Source organism: Plantactinospora sp. CNZ321 (genome assembly GCF_004217235.1).
This window is the reverse complement of sequence record NZ_SHKQ01000001.1, coordinates 4,679,426-4,697,381: the sequence shown is the minus strand read 5'-3', so window position 1 is coordinate 4,697,381 and position 17,956 is coordinate 4,679,426. Positions and strand designations below refer to the sequence as shown.

Annotated in this window: 14 protein-coding genes; all 14 read left to right on the top strand. The window is 71.7% G+C overall.

Annotated elements, in window-relative coordinates; translation table 11 throughout:
* Window positions 1-47: 47 nt before the first annotated feature.
* The 14 genes from EV371_RS20455 to EV371_RS20390 are packed head-to-tail and all read left to right on the top strand — an operon-like array spanning window position 48 to window position 17,953.
* Window positions 48-2,129 (top strand): hydantoinase/oxoprolinase family protein, encoded by a 2,082-nt coding sequence (locus EV371_RS20455; RefSeq protein WP_130463475.1) that lies wholly within the window; start codon window positions 48-50, stop codon window positions 2,127-2,129.
* Window positions 2,129-3,865: a hydantoinase B/oxoprolinase family protein gene (locus tag EV371_RS20450; RefSeq protein WP_130463474.1), complete on the top strand. Its 1,737-nt coding sequence runs from the start codon at window positions 2,129-2,131 to the stop codon at window positions 3,863-3,865. The genes EV371_RS20455 and EV371_RS20450 overlap by 1 nt, the downstream gene beginning before the upstream one ends.
* Window positions 3,862-5,049: an FAS1-like dehydratase domain-containing protein gene (locus tag EV371_RS20445; RefSeq protein ID WP_165436764.1), complete on the top strand. Its 1,188-nt coding sequence runs from the start codon at window positions 3,862-3,864 to the stop codon at window positions 5,047-5,049. The genes EV371_RS20450 and EV371_RS20445 overlap by 4 nt, the downstream gene beginning before the upstream one ends.
* 3 nt (window positions 5,050-5,052) lie before the next feature.
* Window positions 5,053-6,210, top strand: coding sequence for an FAS1-like dehydratase domain-containing protein (locus EV371_RS20440; protein ID WP_130463472.1), 1,158 nt, complete (start codon window positions 5,053-5,055; stop codon window positions 6,208-6,210).
* Window positions 6,207-7,130 (top strand): nitrilase-related carbon-nitrogen hydrolase, encoded by a 924-nt coding sequence (locus tag EV371_RS20435; protein ID WP_130463471.1) that lies wholly within the window; start codon window positions 6,207-6,209, stop codon window positions 7,128-7,130. Before EV371_RS20440 ends, EV371_RS20435 begins: the two co-directional genes overlap by 4 nt.
* Complete coding sequence (locus EV371_RS20430; RefSeq protein WP_130463470.1) at window positions 7,127-8,170, top strand: zinc-binding dehydrogenase; 1,044 nt, start codon at window positions 7,127-7,129, stop codon at window positions 8,168-8,170. The genes EV371_RS20435 and EV371_RS20430 overlap by 4 nt, the downstream gene beginning before the upstream one ends.
* A gap of 39 nt (window positions 8,171-8,209) precedes the next feature.
* Window positions 8,210-9,292: a zinc-binding dehydrogenase gene (locus tag EV371_RS20425; RefSeq protein ID WP_130463469.1), complete on the top strand. Its 1,083-nt coding sequence runs from the start codon at window positions 8,210-8,212 to the stop codon at window positions 9,290-9,292.
* Entirely contained in the window at window positions 9,289-11,595 is a 2,307-nt protein-coding gene (locus EV371_RS20420) for a CoA transferase (RefSeq protein ID WP_130463468.1), read from the top strand. The genes EV371_RS20425 and EV371_RS20420 overlap by 4 nt, the downstream gene beginning before the upstream one ends.
* Window positions 11,595-12,716, top strand: a complete 1,122-nt coding sequence (locus tag EV371_RS20415; RefSeq protein ID WP_130463467.1) for a CoA transferase — start codon at window positions 11,595-11,597, stop codon at window positions 12,714-12,716. Before EV371_RS20420 ends, EV371_RS20415 begins: the two co-directional genes overlap by 1 nt.
* Window positions 12,717-12,718: 2 nt before the next feature.
* Entirely contained in the window at window positions 12,719-13,885 is a 1,167-nt protein-coding gene (locus tag EV371_RS20410) for a CoA transferase (RefSeq protein ID WP_165436763.1), read from the top strand.
* Between the two features lie 19 nt (window positions 13,886-13,904).
* Window positions 13,905-15,056, top strand: coding sequence for an FAS1-like dehydratase domain-containing protein (locus EV371_RS20405; RefSeq protein WP_130463465.1), 1,152 nt, complete (start codon window positions 13,905-13,907; stop codon window positions 15,054-15,056).
* Window positions 15,053-15,238: a hypothetical protein gene (locus EV371_RS20400; RefSeq protein WP_130463464.1), complete on the top strand. Its 186-nt coding sequence runs from the start codon at window positions 15,053-15,055 to the stop codon at window positions 15,236-15,238. Before EV371_RS20405 ends, EV371_RS20400 begins: the two co-directional genes overlap by 4 nt.
* The gene (locus EV371_RS20395; protein WP_130463463.1) at window positions 15,219-16,376 is read left to right on the top strand and encodes a CoA transferase; all 1,158 of its coding nucleotides are present in this window, start codon (window positions 15,219-15,221) and stop codon (window positions 16,374-16,376) included. Before EV371_RS20400 ends, EV371_RS20395 begins: the two co-directional genes overlap by 20 nt.
* Complete coding sequence (locus EV371_RS20390) at window positions 16,373-17,953, top strand: class I adenylate-forming enzyme family protein (RefSeq protein WP_130463462.1); 1,581 nt, start codon at window positions 16,373-16,375, stop codon at window positions 17,951-17,953. The genes EV371_RS20395 and EV371_RS20390 overlap by 4 nt, the downstream gene beginning before the upstream one ends.
* Window positions 17,954-17,956 lie beyond the last annotated feature (3 nt).

Sequence of the window (17,956 nt, the reverse complement as noted above, 5' to 3'; positions counted from 1 at the left end):
GATACTATATATAATCTACTGACCATCCTAACGCTGGGGGTGGTCGAGTGCTCTGGGTTGGCTTCGACGTCGGTGGTACCTTCACCGACCTGGTCTCCCTGGACCTGCGAACGGGCCGGGTTACGGCCGCGAAAGCGCCGAGTTCAGCCACGGAACCGGCGCTCGCCGCGAAACGCGGGATAGCCCGGCTGCTGGACCTCGGCGGGCACCAGCCGGGCGCGGTCTCCCGAGTGGTCCACGGCACCACCATTGCGACCAACTCGCTCATCGAGCTCGACGGCGCCCGGGTCGGCTTCATCTGCAACCGCGGTTACCGGGACGTGGTGGAGATTGGCCGGATGTTCCGCGAGGAACTCTTCGACATCGACTTCACCAAGACCCCGCCGCTGGTGCCGCGGAACCTGCGGGCGGAGGTCGTCGTCCGGGACGGCGTCGACGGGCGACCGGTCACCGAACTCGACGAGGGAAGCGTACGACAGGCCGTGCGCCGGCTGCTCGACCTGAAGGTGCAGGCCATCGCCGTAGGTCTGCTGCACGCGTACGTCAACCCTGATCACGAGAACCGGATCCGGGAGCTGATCCACGAGCAGGCCCCCGATCTCGTGGTGAGCCTCTCGCACGAGGTATCCCGGGAGTACGGCGAACACGAGCGCTGGACGACGGCGATCGTCAACGCCTACCTCGCCCCGAAGATCCGCGGCTACCTGCGTGACCTCGAGGTCGAGATGCGGGACCTGGGCATCGACGTACCGGTCGAGGTCATGCAGTCCAACGGCGGTCTCGCCACCGTGGCGGTCGCCGCGCAACTTCCGGTACGGCTGCTCGAGTCCGGTCCGGCCGGCGGCATCGCCGGCGTCGCCCACTTCGCCGAGCAGTTCGGCTTCGATCGGATCATCACGCTCGACATCGGCGGCACCAGCACCGATGTCTCGGTGATCCTGGACCGGAAGCCCACCATCACCACCGAGCGTGCCATCGCGGGGCATCCGGTGCGGGCGGTGATGGCAGACATCCACTCCATCGGTGCCGGCGGCGGCAGCATCGCCGCCGTCGACTCCAGCGGCACGCTGCACGTCGGCCCACGCAGTGCCGGAGCCCACCCCGGGCCGGTCGCCGTCGGCCAGGGCGGAACCGCGCCGACCGTCACCGACGCCGACGTCGTGCTCGGCTACCTCAACCCGGACAGGTACTGCGCGGGCGAGCGGGAGCGGCCGCTCGACCTGCCGGGCGCCCGCGCCGCCATCCTGCGGACCGTCGGCGAGCCTAGCGGCACCACCCCGGAGCAGGCTGCGCTGGGCATCCTGTCGGTGACGGTACGCAACATGGTCAGCGCCATCCGTTCCATCACGACCCAGCGCGGGCTCGACCCGCGGGACTTCGTCCTCGTCGCCTGCGGTGGGGCGGGCCCGGTGCACGCCGGGCTGGTGGCCGAGGAGTTGCGCATCCCGAAGGTCATGATTCCGAGCCATCCGGCGCTGCTGTCGGCCCGCGGCATGCTCATGGCCGACCACCGGACGGACCTGTCGCTGTCGTACCCGTCGCTGCTTCGCGACATCGACGGCGATCGGCTCACCGCGCTCTTCGCCGAACTCGAGTCAGCCGCCCTCAACTACCTGCCCGGGGTGGACGCGGAGACGGACCCGGACCGGGAGGTGACGGTCGAACGAATCGTCGAGGTCTGCTACGACGGCCAGCAGCACAACATTCCGCTGCCGGTGCCGGCCGGCCAGCTCTCCGACGTGACGGTCAAGGCGATCGGCACCCAACTCGACGAGTGGTTCCGCAGCCGGTACGGCTTCGTACCGGCGTCCAACGTCCCGAAGCTGGTGAACCTCCGGGTCTTCCTGAGCAAGCACTCCGACACCATCCAGCGGATCCGCCGGCTGGAGATGCGGGACAAGAGCCGGGTCGCGGTGCCGGCGGTCAGCTCCCGGCGAATGGTGTTCCGGTCCCGTCCCGACGGTATCGACACCCCGGTCTACGACCGCGCCCAACTGGCCGGCGGCGCGAGCGTCGACGGCCCCTGCGTGATCGAGGAGGACTTCAGCACCACCGTGGTCTATCCCGGTCAGCGTGCCGAGGTCGACCAGGTGGGCAACATCTTCATCCGCACGGAGGTCACACGCTGATGCGCATCGAGCCGTTTGTCTTCGAGGTGGTCCAGGACGCGCTCTACGCCGTCACCCGGGAGATGGGCGACGAACTCACCAAGGTCGCGTACTCGACGGTCATCCGGGAGAGCCACGACTGCGCCACCGGCTTCACCGACGAGCGGGGCCGGTCGGTCGCGCAGTCCGAACTGACCCCCGGGCACTTCATGACGATCAGTCACGCGACCAAGGGCGTACTCAAGGTCTTCCCGGCCGACCAGTTGAAGCCCGGCGACACCATAATCACCAACGACCCGTGGATCTGCGCCGGGCATCTGCCGGACATCTTCCTGCTCACCCCGTTCTTCCACGGGGAGGAACTGGTCGGTTTCGTCTCCTCGGTCGCGCACCACATCGACGTCGGCGGGGTCAACCCCGGTTCCACCACCCCGAACACCAAGAGCATCTACGACGAGGGCCTGCAACTGCCGCCCGTACGACTGGTCGAGGAGGGCCGGTTCAACCACGCGCTGCTGGCGGTCATCCGGCAGAACTCCCGGATGCCGGATGTGGTCGCCACCGACCTGCAGGCGCAGCTCGCGGTCAACGGGCGGGGGATCACCCGACTGACCGAACTCTGCGACAAGTACGGCCGTGACGTGGTGCGGTGGGTGATGGCCGAGGGGATCCGTCGCTCCGAGAAGCTGACCCGGGAGGTCTTCGCCGGCATTCCCGACGGGACCTACACGGCACAGGACTGGGTGGACGACGACTACTGGACGGACGAGCCGGTCCCGATCCGGGTCACCCTCACCGTGGCCGGTTCCGACCTCTATCTCGACTTCGCCGGCTCCGGTTCGCAGTGCCTGGGCGGGATCAACGTCACCCCGTCGTACCGGGACGCCTACACGCAGATGGTCATCCGGTGTTTCACCGACCCCTCCATCCCGACCAACGAGGGCTGCTTCCTGCCGGTGCACGTCACCGCGCCGGAGGGCTCGGTACTCAACCCGCGGTACCCGGCGGCGGTCGCCGGCCGGCACACCTGCATACCCCGCCTCGCCGACGTGGTCGCCTCGGTGCTGTCCCAGGCGGTGGGCTCCCGGGCGATGGCCGGCTACGGGGGCATGCTGGGCCAGCCGGTCTTCGCCAGCTCGGACGCGGCCGAGGGTCGTCGCTGGATGTTCTTCGACAACTCGCACGGCGGTACCGGTGCCCGGGCGAACCAGGACGGCGTCGACTGCGTCTCCTGGCCGTGGAACGCGGCCAACCACCCGATCGAGGTACTGGAGTCGCTGGCTCCGGTCCGGGTCGAGCGGTACGAGCTCTGGGAGGAGTCCGAGGGCGTCGGCCGGTGGCGTGGCGGGCTCGGCCTGGTCAAGGACTACCGGGTGCTCTCCGGCGAGGTGAACGTACAGGTGGGCGGGGACCGGTTCACGCTGCCGGCGACCGGACTCGCCGGTGGTGGTACGTCGGTGCCACAGATCTACACGGTCGAGCGAGCCGGTGTGGTGGAGCCGGTGAAGTCCAAGAGCAGCATCATGCTCGGGCCCGGTGACGTCTTCACCGTGCGGATGCCCGGCGGCGGCGGCTACGGGCCGGCCTGGCAGCGCCCGGTCGAGTTGGTGGCCCGGGACGTCGCCATGGGCTACATCGGTGCCGAACGGGCCCGCGAACACTACGGCGTCGCCCTCGTCGACGGCGTCGTGGACCAGATCGAGACCCAGCGGCTTCGTGCCGCGATGCGCGACCGGGAGCAGGGAGGCGAGCGGTGAGCCAGACAACGAACGAGCAGGGTGCCGAGCCGCAGGAGCGGCAGATCACCGACGAGGGGGTCGCGCAACTGCGGGCCAGGCTGGGTGCCTTCTACCGCAGCGGCCCGTACCGGATCGACGTGACCGAGGACGATGTCCGCAACAACGCCATAGCCAACGGCGACTGGAACCCGCTCTACGTCGACCCCGGGTACGGGGCCCGGACCCGGTACCGGGGACATGTCGCCGCGCCGACCTATGTGGATCTGATCAAGCACTACACCGCCGCGGCCGTCGGCGGCCTGCCCGGCATCCACTCCTTCCACGCCGGCAACGACGTCGAGTTCTTCCGGCCGGTCCGTCCCGGCGACGTCATCGGCCCGACGTTCCGGCCGTGGCGGATCGAGGAGAAGCACGGCACCTTCGCCGGCCGGACGATCGCCACCGACATGGAGATCGTCTACCGCAATCAGCGGGACGAGTTGGTCGCGGTGGCGCACGGCAACGTGTTCCGGATCGTCCGGGAGCAGGCTCGCAAGCGCGGCAAGTACGAGAAGCAGCAGAAGGAGCCGTACACCGACGAGCAACTCGAGCAGATCTGGGCGGCGGTGGACAACGAGAAGATCCGGGGCGCGACACCGCGCTACTGGGAGCAGGTGCAGGTCGGTGACGTGCTCGGGCCGATCGTGCGGGGTCCGCTCCGGACCGTGGAGATCAGCTTCCGGAACTGGTTCGGTGCGGGGCGGCTCACCGGCGCGGGCGGCATGACCTACGGCGGGCACTACTACCAGTTCGAGGAGTACCTGCGCCGTCCCGGCTACGCCGAGGTCGAGGAGTCGACCGGTGTGATGGACCATCCGCACCGCGGGCACTGGGAGGACTCGTTCGCCCGCAAGATCGGCGTACCCGGGATCTACGACATCGCGGTGCAGCGTACGGCGTGGCTGGCGACGTTGATGACGAACTGGTGCGGGGACGACGGATGGCTGCGCCGGGTCTGGTGCCAGTTCCGCCGGTTCAACGTGGAGGGCGACACCACCTGGATCACCGGAAAGGTGGTCCGCAAGTGGGTCGAGGGCCGGCAGCACCTCGTCGAGATCGAGATCGAATCGCTCAACCAACGGGGCGAGCCGTCCACGCCCGGTGGCGGATGGGTCGTGCTGCCATCCCGGCACGCCGGCGGCTACGTGCCCGGGGAGGAATGAGAAATGGCGTATCCGGGACTGACCAGCACCGCCATCGACGAGGCTCGCGCCCTGGTCGGCGTGCCGCTGCGCCGCCGCCCGCACTACCGGGTGGCCGGGCGGGACGTTCTGATCAGGTGGGCCAAGGGCCTCGGCTGCCGCAATCCGCTCTACGTCGACCTGTCGTACGGCACGTTGAACACCGCTTGGGCGGCGGTCATCGGCCACCCCACGGTCCTGCTCGGCTTCGACCACACCGTCGTCGCACCGAAACTGGCCGGCATCCACACCGTCTACGCCGGTGCGAGCTGGGAGTGGTTCGCGCCGGTCCGGGCCGGCGACCGGATCGACGCGACCGCCTGCCTGACCGGGGTGGAGGAGAAGGAGGGCGACTTCTGCGGCCGGATGGTGTTGCAGACCGGCCTGGTCCGCTACACCAACCAGCACGGCACGCTGGTGGCCGAGGCCCGGCCGAGAGTGCTGCGTACCCCGCGGGACGCGGCCCGGGAGCGGGGCAAGTACCGGCACCTGAAGCGGCACGAGTACTCCCAGGAGGAGTTCCGGGAGATCATCGACGCGTACCAGGACGAGTTCGTCCGCGGCTCCCGGCCGCTGTACGTGGAGGACGTCAAGCCCGGCGACCGGCTGCCCAAGGTGGTGAAGGGGCCACTGACGACCGAGGACATGAACTTCTTCGTGGGTGAGATCAACGAGACGCTGTTCTTCCACGAGTTCGTGGCGCACATGCGGCGGCATCCGGCGGACGTGTACTGGCACCCGGACCTGAACATGCCGGACTCCTGGGACGCCTCGCTACTGCTGGACGCCCCGGCGCAGGAGTTCGGCTTCCCGACCGCCCACGACACCGGCCTGCAGCGGATCGCGTGGTTCGACTGTCTCGTGACGAACTGGATGGGTGACCTGGCCCTGTTGCGACGGCTCGACGTCCGGCTGACCCGGCCGTTCCTGCACGCCGACACCGCCTGGCTCTCCGGGGAGGTGGCCGGGACGCGGTGGGAGAACGGCACCCCCCGCACGGAACTCTCCCTGGTCTGTCACAACCAGCGCGGCGAGGTGGTGGCGCTGGGCACGGCCGAGGTGGAGCTGCCGTCGCGCGACTTCAGCGTGCCGCAGCCGGGCCTGGTGCTGGCCGACGGTTACCGGCCGGGGGTGGTCAGGTGACCGGGGACCGGAGCGAAGCCCGGCACCCGGGCCAGCCTGGCCGCGCCGGAGAGCCCGGGCGCCGGCCGAGCGTGACCGTCGCGGCCCTGCAGATCGATCGGGTGCGCGGGGACAAGGCCGCCAACGTCGCCCGCGCCGAGCGGGCGATCCAGGCGGCGGCGGCCCGGGGCGCGAGGCTGATGGGCCTGCCGGAGCTGTTCAACACCGAGTACTTCCCGCAGGAGCTGGACACCCGGTACTTCGAGTACGCCGAGACGATCCCGGGCCCGACCACCGACGCGATCGCCCGGCTCTGCGCCGAGTTGGACGTCTGGGTGGTGGCGCCGCTGTTCGAGGTGGACCCGGGCTCGAACGTGTTCTACAACTCGGCGGCGGTCATCGGCCCGGACGGGGTGGTCGGGCGCTATCGCAAGCGGCACATCCCGTCGATCCCGTACGGGTTGGAGAAGTCGTACTTCGCCCCGGGCAACGTCGGCTATCCGGTCTTCGAGACCCCGTTCGGCCGGATCGGCACGATCATCTGCTACGACCGGCACTTTCCGGAGTGCTACCGGCACCTGGCGTTGGGTGGCGCGGAGGTCGTCTTCACCTGCGCGAACAGCCCGACGGCGTTCAGCCGGCGGAACTGGTTGCCGGAGATGCAGGTCAACGCCACCGCGAACGGCATCTTCATCGTGCAGACCAATGTGGTCGGTACGGAGGGGCACCACACGTTCTTCGGTTCGAGCGCGATCGTCGGGCCGCGTGGCGACACCCTGGGCCAGCTGGGCGACGACGGGCCGGGGGAGCTGGTGGCGACGGTGGATCTCGACGAGATCCGGCTGACCCGGCTGCACTACGGCGGGGTCCGGGACGTGGTCTGGGCGGACTTCGGCCTGGACGGCGCCCAGTCGCCCTGGCTCGACCGGGCGGCGTCGTGAAGGCGGTCCGGATACACCGGCACGGCGGGCCGGAGGTGCTGCGGCTGGAGGAGGTGCCGGACCCGGTGCCGGCCGAGGGCGAGGCGGTGGTCCGGGTCGACGCGGTCGGCCTCAACCACGTCGAGCTGGACGTCCGGGCGGGAATCTCGGGAATGCCGGCGCAACTGCCGCTCATTCCGGGGTTGGAGCTGGCCGGGACCGTGGTCGAGGTGCGGGGTGTACCGCCGCCGGGCATCCGGGTGGGCAGCCAGGTGGCGGTCTCGTACACCGTACCGTGCTGGGAGTGCGGGTACTGCCGCACCGGCCGGGACAACATCTGCCGGCGCCGGCAGATCTTCGGGGTCACCCGGCCGGGGTCGTACGCGGAGCTGACGACGGCGCCGCTGACGGCGCTGGTCGCGCTCCCCGACGGCATCGACGTCCGGCAGGCGGCGGCCGCGCAGATCGCCTTCTCCACGGCCTGGCACGTGCTGGTGAACCGGGGACAGCTCGCCGCCGGGCAGACGGTGTTGATCCACGCGGTGGGTAGCGGCATCGGCAGCGCCGGTATCCAGGTGGCCCGGTTGGCGGGGGCGCGGGTCATCGCGACCTCGTCCAGCGCCGCGAAGCTGGAGCGGGCCCGGGCCTGGGCCGACGAGGTGGTCGACTACTCCCGGCCGGAGTGGGTGGACGAGGTGCTCGAGCTGACCGGCGGTGCCGGCGTCGACCTGGTGATGTCGCACGTCGGCGGTGACGAGTTCCGGGGGAGTCTGCGGGCGGTGCGGGACGACGGCGTGGTGGTCGTGGTCGGCGGCCACGCTGGCGAGGTGGTCGACGTCGACCTGATCTCGCTGTTCCGCAGGCAGTTGCGCGTCATCGGGTCGAGCCGGGCCACCCAGGTCGAGATCGCCCGGGTGCTGGACCTGGTCGCCCGGGGAACGTTCCAGCCGCAGATCCACCGAGGGCTGCCGCTGGCCGCGGCGGCGGAGGGGCACGCCCTGCTGGCCGGGCGCCAGGTGTACGGGAAAGTGCTGCTGGAACAGCGACTCCGGGACGGATAGATCTTGCCCCGCTCGCATTTCTTATATAATATTTCATTCATGAGGGCGGTTGTACTGAGTCGGTTCGGTGCCGAGGAAGAACTCCGGCTCGCGGAGGTCCCCGACCCGGTGGCGGGGCCCGGTGAGGTCGTCGTCAAGGTTCTCGCCTGCGGCGTCAACCACGTCGACCTCGACGTCCGGGCCGGGATCAGTCGGTTTCCCATCGAACTGCCGCGGATCCTCGGCAGGGAGATCTCGGGAGAGGTCGTGGCGACCGCCTCCGACGTCACCGAACTCGCGGTCGGCGACCGGATTGCCGGCGGGGAGATGTTCACCTCGTGCTGGCGGTGCGACGCCTGCCTGGCCGGGCGGGACAACCTCTGCTGGAACGTCGCCTATCCCGGCGTGTTCCGGGACGGCGGCTACGCCGAGTACGTCGCGCTGCCCGCCCGGGACTGCGCCCGGCTCCCGGCCGGACTGACGCACGAGGTCAGCGCCGCCGCCCAGGTCACCTTCGGAACCGCGTGGCGGGCGCTGGTGCGCCGCAGCGGGGGAGCGGAGCCCGGGCAGAGCGTGCTGATCACAGCGGCCGCCTCGGGTGTCGGCTCGGCCGGCGTGCAGGTTGCCCGGCTGCTGGGCATGCGGGTGTTCGGGGCCGTCGGCAGCGAGGCCAAGGCGGCCGCCGTACGCGAACTCGGCGCCGAGGCCGTCTTCGTCTACGGCCGGGACGACCTCGATGCCGAGCTGCGGGAGCGGACCGCGGGCCGTGGCGTGGACGTGGTGTTCGACATCGCGGGCGGTGACGTCTTCCGGGAGTCGATGGCGGCGCTCGCGCACGGCGGCCGGCTCGTGGTGGCCGGCGCACACGCGGGCGAAATCGTCCCGACCGATCTGATCGAGATCTTTCGTTACGAGCGGACCATCGCCGGCACCGCCCGCGCGACCCGGGGAGAGATGAACACCGTGCTGGCGCACCTCGCGGCCGGACGACTCTGTCCGGTGGTGGACCGGGTGCTCCCGCTCGCCGCCGCCGCCGACGCGCACCGTCGGCTGGCCAACCGGGTCAACGTGGGCAAGGTGGTGCTCCGGCCCTGGGACACCGCAGTGGAGGACGCCGTGCCGGACGACGGGAGGAAACCGTGAACCCACCCTTCGACGGCCTGCGGGCCGTACTGGTCGACCCCTCACCCGCGGTCGGCATGGCCGGCTGGCTGCTGTCCCGGATGGGGGCCGACGTCACCCTGCTGGAACCGGTCGGCGGTGGCCGGCTGCGCCGGCAGCCGCCCTTCGTCGACGACCGGAGCACGCTCTTCGACTACCTGTCGGCCGGCATGCGCCTGGCCCGGCTCGACGGTCCGGGCCAGGACCTTCCGGTGGCGGACGTGCACGTCCTGCTGCACGGGCTCACCGAGCTGCCGGAGCGCTGGCGGGCGTCCGTGGCCCGGACGTCGGTGCCGCCCCGCGGCCGGGTGGTGGTGGCCTGCACCCCCTACGGCCAGCTGGGGCCGCGCCGGGGCTGGCGAGCCAGCGAGGTCACGCTGTTCCAGGCCGGCGGCGAGGGCTACCTGATGCCCTCCGGGCTGGCGTTCGAGCAGTTTCCGGAGCGCCCGCCGATCGGGGTGGGTCGCTACCTCGCCCACTACCAGGGCGGGGTGTCCGCCGCGATCGCAGCCCTGGCCGGGTTGCGGACCTCCCGGGCGACCGGCGAGACCGAATGGGCCGACGTCTCCATCCAGGACATCGAGGTGTCGTTGAACTACTTCACGGTCTCCCGGTTCGTGGAGGGGGTCACCGAGTGCCGGGCCAACCGGGCGTTCCGGTACGGCGGGGTGTTGCGCTGCCGGGACGGGTTCGTCGAACTGCTCACCCTGGAGCAGCGCCAGTGGGAGGCGCTGCGCGAGATGATGGGCGACCCGGAGTGGGCCCGCGCCCAGCGGCTGCACGACGCGGTCTCCCGGGGACGGCACGGCGACGAGGTCAACGAACACCTGCGTGCCTGGGCGGCAGAGCGCGGCGTCGCCGAGGTCGTCGAAGTGGCCGCCCGGCACGGCGTGCCCTGTGGACCGTTCCTCGCCCCGGCCGAGCTGCCGTCGGACGGCCAGCTGCGGTCCCGGGAGTTCTTCGAGTCCCGGCCCGGTGCCGGCGGCACCCGGGTCGTCCCGGGCACCCCGTGGCGGCTGTCGTCCTCCGGCGACACCGCCGCCGCGCCCGCCGGGGGCGGCGAGCCCGGGAACGCGCCGTCCGGGCGGCAGGGCGTGCGTCGCCCGCTGGACGGGGTGCGCATCGTCGACTTCACCAACCACGCCGCTGGCCCGTACTGCGCCATGGTGCTGGGGCTGCTGGGCGCGGAGATCATCCGCATCGAGTCGAACGCCCGGCTGGACATCCAGCGCCGCCCGCATCCGGTGTACGGGCGGCTCAACGTACCGACCTTCGACTACCTGGGCACGCACAAGAAGTCGATCACCCTGAACCTGAAGCGACCGGAGGCACGGGACCTGGCCCGGCGGCTCGTCGAGCTCAGCGACGTGGTGCTGGAGAACTTCCGCCCCGGCGTGATGGAGCGGCTCGGCCTCTCCTGGCAGCATCTCTCACCCGGCCGGTCCGACCTGGTGATGATGTCCCTGTCGGCGTACGGGCAGACCGGGCCGATCGCGAGACGGCCGGGATACGCACCGATCTTCGCCGCCGAGGGTGGCCTGGGCTACCTCACCGGCTACCCGGACGGACCGCCGGGGGAGATCCGGAACCTGATGGACCACCAGGCGGGTCTGGTCGCCGCGTACACGGTGCTGTCGTTGCTGGAGAAGCGGGGAGCGACGGGCCGGGGCGGGCACGTCGATCTCGCCGCCCGCGAGGTCGCGGTGATGCTGGTCGGCGAGTCGGTGCTCGCCGCGCTCGACGGTGGCCGGAGCGAGCGGGTCGGCAACGACCACGAGGTCTGGGCGCCGCACGGCGTCTACCCGGTCGCTGGCGAGGACCGCTGGGTGGCCCTCGCCGTCCGCGACGACGACGAGTGGCGGCGCCTCGTCGAACTGATGGGGCACCCCGCCTGGTGCGAGCCCGGCTGGGCGGACCGGACCCGGCGGCACCGCGACCGGCAGCTCATCGACGAGCGGCTCGCCGGGTGGACCCGGGAGCAGCCGGGCGAGGAACTCGTCGCCCGGCTACAGGCCGCCGGCCTGGCCGCCGACCGGTCGATGACCGCCGCCGACATCCTCGGCGACGCCCACCTGCGCGAGCGGGGCTCGGTCACCGTGCTGCACCACGAAGAGCACGGCGAGCGGCACACCGTTGGCAGCCCCTGGCGGTTCGCGACCGCCGACGCCACCTTCCGGCAGTGGTCCCCGGCGCTGGGCCAGCACAACACCGAAGTCATCCAGGGCCTCCTCGGAGTCTCCGAGGAGGAGTACGACCGCTGGGTACGAGATGGGGTGATCTTCTGATGGACGGTCCCGACACCCCACTGGCCGGGGTCCGCGTCGTCGAAGTCAGTGAGCGCGGCGGCGCCGCCTACGCCGGCCGGTGCCTACGACGGCTCGGTGCGGACCTGCTCAAGCTGGAGCCGCCGGGCGGGGATCCGCTGCGCCGGTCGGCGTCCCGTCCGCACCGCCGGGACGGCGCGACCACCACCGCGGCCTTCGACTATTTCAACGAGGGCAAGACCAGCCGGGCGCTCGACGACCCGGCCGACCTGCCGGGCCTGCTGGCCGGCGCGGACGTCCTCGTACTCGACATCGAACCCCGCCGGTACGCCGACTACGGGCTGGATCCCGACCGGCTCACCGAGCTGGGCCCCCGGGTCGTCTGCGCGATCACGCCGTTCGGGCTCACCGGGCCGTACCGGGACTTCGCCGGCCCGGAGATCGTCACCTCTGCTTTCGGCGGGATGTCCGTCGGCATCGGCGAACCGGGGCGCCCACCGTTGAAGATGCCGCTGATGCAGTCGGCGATCCAGGCCGGCCTGGTCGCCGCGATCGCCGCGATGGGCGCCCTCACCGGTGACGACGAGGGCAGCCCCTCGGTGGTCGACATCTCCGAGACGGACGTCTGGGCGACCATCCACGCGGGTACGACGATGGTCAGCTTCCTCTTCGCCAACCGGCTGCGGCGCCGGGAGGGACGGCGGGTGCTGGGGCAGCCGTACCCGCACCAGCTGTTCCGGTGCGGGGACGGCTACATCGCGATCCAGGCATCGGAGCGCCACCAGTACCAGGCGTTCCTCGACATGGTCGGCAATCCGGACTGGGCGGTGCAGCGCCGGTTCGGCAGCCGGTTGCAGATGAACACCGAACACGCCGACGAGATCGACGAACTGCTGGCGCCCTGGTTCATGGCCCGCACCCGGGAGGAGATCTTCGCCGAGTGCCGGCGGCGCCGGATCCCCGCCGCGCCGGTGTACTCGGTCGCGGACGTGCGTGCGCAGCCGGCGCTTCGGGACCGTGGCTGCCTGGAGAGCTATCCCGGTGCCACCGGCGTCCGGGTGACCGCGCCCGCCCCGCCGTTCCGGTTCCGCTCGGCCACCCTCGCGCCGGCAGGTCCGGTCCCACCACTGGAAGGAGAGTGACCGTGCTCCTGAAGAACGTCCGGGTGCTCGACTTCGGCTGGGTGTGGGCCGGCGCGGTGCCGGGTCAGATGCTGGCCTTCCTCGGCGCCGAGGTCATCAAGATCGAGACCCGGAACCGCCTCGACTACATGCGGCTCGGCCCGCCCATCGTCGGCGACCGCCCCGATCCGGAGCAGCAGCCGATGTTCCACAACGTCAACCGGGGCAAGCTGTCCCTGACCGTGGACTACCGTACGCCGCAGGGCCGGGAGATCCTGCTCGACCTCGTCGAGAAGTGCGACGTGGTGATCGAGAACTACTCCCCGGGGGTGCTGGCCCGGGCCGGCCTCAGCTACGACGACCTCGCCGCGCGCCGGCCCGACCTCGTCATGCTCTCGCTCTCCGGCGGCGGGCAGACCGGCGAACTGCGGGAACTGCGCAGTTACGCATCCACCATCGCCGCGTACAGCGGCCTGGACGCCATGTGCGGCTATCCGGGCGAGGACCCGCTGGGTGTCCAGCAGTCCTACCCCGACCCGAACGCCAGCCTGCACGGGGTCACCGCGCTGGTCGCCGCGCTGGTCCGGCGCAATCGGACCGGCATGGGTGACCACATCGACATGTCGCAGGTCGAGGCCGGGCTGGCCACGGTCGGCGAGGCGCTGGTCGCGATGGACCTGTTCGGCGAGGTGCCCTCGACCCTGGGCAACACCGCACCGGCGGACGAGGTGCTGCACGAGGTGTTCCGGTGCGCCGGTCCGGACAACTGGGTCGCCGTCGCCGTGGCCGACCAGGCCGGGGCCGCCCGGCTCACCGCGCTGCTCGGCGCGGACGCCGTCGCCGAGCAGGGGCTGGCGGGCGCGCTGGCGGCCTGGTGCCGGGGGCGGGACCACACCACGGCCATGGAGGAACTGCAGCGCGCCGGGGTGCCGGCGGGCGCGGTGACCACCGCCGAGGACAGGTTCGCCAACCCGCACTACCAGGCCCGTGGGGCATACGTGGAGACCGAGCACCCGGTGATCGGCTGGGAGGTGGTCTACCGCGAGCCCTGGCGGTGGAGCGGGGACACCGGGCTGACGGTCGGCCGGGCGCCGATGCTGGGCGAGGCGAACGAGTACGTCATCCGCGACCTGCTGGGGCGCTCGGACGAGGAGTACCAGCGCCTGGTGGACGACAAGATCCTTTACTGAACCGTGAGGAGACACCGCCATGACCACCGCAGAAACCAGCGTGCCGGAGCTTCCCGAGGCCACGATCACCGAGGAGGCGATGGCGGATCTGCGGGCCCGGATCGGGACACAACTGCGCCCTGAGCAGTTCATCCGCGAAGCCACCATCGACACGATCAGCAACTTCTGCAACGGCATCGGGGACCAGAACCCGCTGCACCGCGAGCCGTCGGCCGCACAGTGGAGCCGGCACGGCAGCATCGTGGCCCCGCACCTGTTCCTGTACGCCCGTACCTGGCCGGGCCGGACCCGGTTCGGGCTGGCCGGGGTGCACGGCTTCCACGCCGGTAACGACGTCACCTTCCACCGCCGGGTGCGGATCGGCGACCGGATCGACGCGGTCGACCGGATCACCGGGGTGGAGGAGAAGCAGAGCAGATTCTCCGGCCGGCTGGTCATCACCATGGTCGAGACGACCTTCACCAACCAGCACGGCGAGGTGGTCGCGGTCGCGAAGGGCTGGAACACCCGGCACGAGCGGAAGGCGTCCCGCGAGGCCGGGAAGTACAAGACCGACGTCGACCGGTCCCCGGACCTGCAGCAGGTGCTGCGGGCCGAACAGATGCAGGTCACCGAGGCGGAGCGGATCCGGGGCGCCGAGGTCCGGTACTGGGACGACGTCAACGTCGGCGACCAGCTCGACGAGGTGGTCCGGGGTCCGTTGACCACCACCGACGTGACCGCGTTCCTGGTCGGCTGCGGCCGGGGGCGCGCGCACGGCGTGATGCTGCGCGAGGCTGGCCGGCACGCGAAGCACTACTTCCGCAACCCCGACGCCGGCGGCGCCCTCGAATACACCGGGATGGGCCACCAGCTGGCCAGTGTCGCCGCGCAGGTCGGCGCGCCCGGCGTCTACGACTTCGGCCCGCAGCGCATCTCCTGGCTCGGCACCCTGGTCGAGTACTGGATGGGCGACGACGGGTTCATCAAGCGGCTCCGTGGCGAGCTGCGCCGGTTCAACGTCGTCGGCGACATCACGTACCTCAACGGCCGGGTGGTCGAGAAGCGTGTCGAGGGCGACGAGGCCCTGGTCGACATCGAACTCACCGGCACCAACCAGCTCGGCGAGGTCACCATCCCGGGGCTGGCGACGGTACGGTTGCCCACCCGGCGGGTTGCGGGGCGGCAATGAACCTGATCGGCAGCAAGCTGGCCTGCGCGGTCTGCAACGCCCAGGCCGTGGTCACCCAGGGCGGCGAGGGCGAACTGCACTGTCACGAGCAGCCCATGACCGTCCTGGCCGGTTCCGGTGACAACCGCGCCGCCCCGGTCCCGTCGAACGACAACGACCACTATGACCCGTTCTACGACTGATCCGCTCGGCGACCGGGTGACCCTGGCTGCCGCCGCGCTCACCCCGGCGGTCGCGCGTGCCGCCGTCCGCTTCCAATGGTCCCGGGACGGGCTGGTGGTCGTCGGGCCGCACGGTACCGAGGCGCTGGTGACCCGGGGCAGGTACGCCGGCTCGGTGCCGGTGGCGCCGGTCGCCGCGCTCGGGGCGTTCGTCGCTGCGGTGCTGGCTCACCGGCCCCGGCCGGGCGCACGGGTGGTGGCCGACGTCGACGCCCTGCTCGGGTCCACACCGGCGGCCCGGGGCGAGCAGTGGCTCGGGTTCCACCGGGTCGGCGACGGCTGGGTCAGCCTGGCGACGGCCGGGGCGGCGCAGCGGGAACTCGCCCGGTTCGGTCTCACCGACGCGCGTCGCCGCCGGCTGGGTCCGGTGGGTACCGCGTGCCGGCTCCAGTCGCTTGGCCTGGCTTCGCTGCCGGCCAGGGCCGGCGTGCGGCCGTTGGTCGGGCCGGACGCCGCGGGGGCGGAGCCGGGCCGCGCGGCGCACGGTGACCGCTCGCGGGTGTGGTCCGCCGACGGCTGGCGCCCGCTGCGGGGTTGCCGGGTCCTCGGGCTGGGCCGGCTGGTGGCCGGCCCGTACGCGGCGAACCTGCTCGCTGCCGCCGGCGCCGACGTGACCCGGGTCCGGGCCCCGGGCGACCCGGTACTGGAGCGCGCGGACGGCGCGGGCGAGCCGATCGAGATCGACCTGCGTACCCCGGCCGGCCAGCGGCGGGTCGCCGACCTGGTGGCCGGGGCCGACCTGCTGGTGGAGAACTTCCGCCCCCGGGCCTGGCAGCAGGTTCTGCCGGAGCGCCTTCGCGCGGTGCTGCCCCGGCACGTGGCGGTCCGCGGCTTCCCCGCCGCATCGCCCTGCCGGAACTGGCGGGTGCTCGGGTTCATGGCGGAGGGCCTGTTCGGGGTGGGACTGACCCACGCCGACGGGACCGGACGGGTCCCGGCGTCGGCGGTACCGGTGTGGGACCGGGTGACCGGCGCCGCCGCGGCGGCACAGGCCGTGGCCCTGCTCACCGGCGCACGGGGCGCCGCCGAGGTCTCCCTGGTCGGGCTGGCCCGGAGCATCCTTCCGCGGCAGCGTGCACCGATGGGAGGTCGGCGATGAACCTCGGGCTGCTCCTCGACTCGATCGCCACGGTCTGCCCGGACCGGGTCGCCATCACCGCCGGCGGCCGGCGGATCAGCTACGCGGCGCTGCACGACGGCGCGCGGGCGCGGGCGGACGCGCTCCAGGATCGGTTGGGCGGCCGCCCCCTGGGCTACGTCGGCACCAACCAGCCGGCCTTCCCGCTGCTGCTCTTCACCGCCGCGTACGCCGGAGTGCCGTTCGTGCCGCTGAACTTCCGGGTGAAGCAGGCCGAGTACGAGCACTACCTCGCCACCTCCGGCCTCGGCGTGGTGGTCGCCGAGCCCCGCTATCAGGCGATGTTGCGGGACGCCGCCGCCGCGGTCGGCTCGCCTGCCCAACCGGTGGGGCTGCGCGACCTGGCCGGCGTCGCCGCCACCCCCCGCTCCACCGAGGTGGCCGGGCCGGACGACGCGGTGCTGCTGTTCACCAGCGGTACCAGCGGACCGGCGAAGCTGGTCCGGTTGAGCCACACCAACCTCACCAGCTACGTGCTCAGCACCGTGGAGTGTGGGTCGGCGGGACCGGACGAGACCGCCCTGCTGGCCGCCCCGCCGTACCACATCGCAGCGGTGGCGAACACCTTGACCTCGGTGTTCCGGGGGCGGCGGCTGGTGCTGATGGACCGGTTCGACGCCCGGGAGTGGCTGAGGCTGGTCGCCGCCGAGTCGGTCACCCACGCCATGGTGGTACCGACGATGTTGGCCCGGATCCTCGACGTCGTCGAGGCGGAGCCGGCGCTGACCCCCGACACGCTGCGCAACCTGTCGTACGGCGGCTCCCGCCCGCCGGACGGTCTGGTGGAGCGGGCGATGACCTTGCTGCCGGCGGAGGTGGGACTGGTGAACGCCTTCGGGCTGACCGAGACCAGCTCGACGGTGGCGATGCTCACGCCGGAGGACCACCGTGCCGCCTGGCGCAGCGAAGTGCCGGCGGTGCGGGCCCGGCTGCGGTCGGTCGGACGGCCCGTCCCCGGGGTGCGGATCGAGGTGCTGCGCGACGACGGCACCCCGGCCGCGACGGGTGAGCCCGGCGAGATCTGCGTCCGGGGCGAGCAGGTCTCCGGCGGGTACGTGGGCGGCCGGCTGCGGGTCGACGACGCGGGCCGGTTGCACACCGGTGACCTGGGACACGTCGACGACGAGGGGTACCTCTTCGTGGACGGCCGGCTGGACGACCTCATCATCCGTGGCGGGGAGAACATCAACCCGCACGAGATCGAGGCGGTGCTGGCCGGGCATCCCCGGGTCGACGAGGCGCTGGTCTTCGGCGTACCGGACCCGGAGTGGGGCGAGTCGGTGGCGGCGCTGGTCACCGGCGCCGACCGGGTCGGCGCCGACGAGTTGCAGCGGTGGGTGCGTTCCCGGCTGGCCAGTTACAAGGTGCCGGTACGGATCGACCGGGTCGACGAGCTTCCTCGCAACGACCTGGGCAAGCCGTTGCGGTCGGCGGCGAGAGAGCTGCTCGGCGCCGACCCCGGGTCACGAACCCGGATCGGTCGACCGGGAAACGGATCGAGCTTGCCTGACCGAGCCTCCCTGACCGAAGAACGATGAATG